Origin of the sequence: Dietzia sp. DQ11-71, assembly GCF_014144995.1 — a bacterium.
Classification (GTDB): Bacteria; Actinomycetota; Actinomycetes; order Mycobacteriales; family Mycobacteriaceae; genus Dietzia; species Dietzia kunjamensis.
In genome coordinates, this window is the sequence record NZ_JAALDT010000517.1 from 1 (window position 1) to 1957 (window position 1957).

General features: G+C 73.5%; 1 protein-coding gene. It reads left to right on the plus strand.

Annotated features, from left to right (window positions below; genetic code table 11):
* Positions 1–90: 90 nt before the first annotated feature.
* The coding region (locus tag G6023_RS15485) for an ATP-dependent DNA helicase (RefSeq protein WP_182636377.1) at positions 91–1957 on the plus strand (1867 nt) is incomplete at its 3' end.

A 1957-nucleotide genomic window follows, 5' to 3' on the forward strand; every position in this document is an offset into this window, starting at 1 on the left:
GGCCGGGTCTGCCCCCGAGCCGCCCGGGTCTGCCCCCCGAGCCGCCCGGCGGCCCGGGCCACTGTCCGGTGCGGCCGCTAGGGTATCCGCGTGACCGACTCGCTCCCCCCCGTCTCCGACCTGCTCGCCACCGCGGTCGCGGGTCTGGGCGGCAGCGAACGCACGGGCCAGGTGACGATGGCCGAGGCCGTGGGCAACGCCCTGGCGACGGGGGAACACCTCGCCGTCCAGGCCGGCACGGGCACCGGTAAGTCCTTGGCCTACCTGGTGCCGGCGCTGCGCCACGCCGTGGCCACCGGGAACACCGTGGTGGTCTCCACCGCGACCATCGCGCTACAGAACCAGTTGGTCGACCGCGACCTGCCGCGCCTGTCCAAGGCGCTCCGCCCGGAACTCGGCGTGAGTCCCTCCCACGCGATCCTCAAGGGCCGGGGCAACTACCTGTGCCTGCACCGGGTGAGCTCGGGGCCGGTCGACGAGGCCGACCCGGAGGAGGTGGAGACCGAGGAACTGTTCGACCTGCCCCTCGGCGGCGAGTCCACGGCCGCGCGCACCCCACGTGAGGCCACCCCCCGGGACACCGGCCCGAGCTCGTGGCTGGGCCGCGAGATCGCCCGCCTGCACGACTGGGCGCAGGACACGGACACGGGCGACCGCGACGACCTGCCCCGCGGCGTCTCCGACGCGGCGTGGCGACAGGTGTCGGTGACCAGTCGCGAGTGTCTGGGGCAGGTCTGCCCCGAGTTCTCCGAGTGCTTCGCCGAACTGGCACGCCAGGAGGCCGGCCGCGCCGACGTGGTGGTGACCAACCACGCGCTGCTCGCGATCGACGCCATGACCGATGTCTCCGTGCTGCCCGAACACGACGCGGTGGTGATCGACGAGGCCCACGAGCTGTCCGACCGGGTGACCGGCGTGACGACCGCCGAACTCACCGGCGCGGCCGTGATCCAGGCCGCGCGCCGGGCGGCGAAGCTCGTCGACCAGCAGACCGCGGACCGCATGGTCGCCGCCGGGGAGGGCCTCGCGACGCTGCTGGAGATCTGTCCCGAGGCGCGATGGGACCTCATGCCCGAGGGTGCGGACCTCGCGCTGGCCGCTGTGCGCCACACCGCCGAGAACTGTCGCAGCGCGGTCCCGGGTCCCAAGCCCGGAGAGGCCGCCGGTGACCCACAGGGTGCCTCCGACCGTCAGAAGACCCTCGCCGCGCTGGACGAGATCGCCGACGCCGCGGACCGCATCCTCTCCTCGTTCGAGCGGCCGGTCACCGAGCGCCTCGAGATCGTGTGGATGAGCGTGGAGGAACGACGAGGACGGATCCTGCGTGTCGCTCCCCTGTCCGTCGCCGGGCTCCTGCGTGCCCGCCTGTTCGCCGAGTCCACGGTGATCCTCACCTCCGCGACCCTCACCACGGGCGGGAAGTTCGACGGTCTCGCCGCCACCTGGGGACTGCCGCCCGCCTCGTCGGCACGCCCGGACACGGCGAGCGCGGTGTCGCTCGAACCGCCCTCCGACGACGACGCGAGCGCACTGCGGTGGACGGGCCTCGACGCGGGATCCCCGTTCGACTACCGCCGCAACGGCATCCTCTACGTGGCAGCTCACCTCCCCGCGCCCGGCCGGGAGGGCCCGGCGCCCGCGGCCGAGGAGGAACTGGTCGATCTCATCACCGCCGCCGGGGGCCGCACGCTCGGACTGTTCTCGTCGATGCGCGCGGCGAAGGCGGCCGCCGAACTACTCCGCGAACGACTCGACACCCCCGTCCTCTGCCAGGGCGAGGACTCGACGGCCAACCTCGTCGCGACGTTCGCCGCCGACGAGGAGACGACCCTCGTGGGCACCCTGTCGCTGTGGCAGGGCGTCGACGTCCCGGGACGGACCCTGTCGCTGGTCGTGATCGACCGCATCCCGTTCCCCCGTCCAGATGATCCGCTGCTCTCGGCGCGTCAGCGTGCGG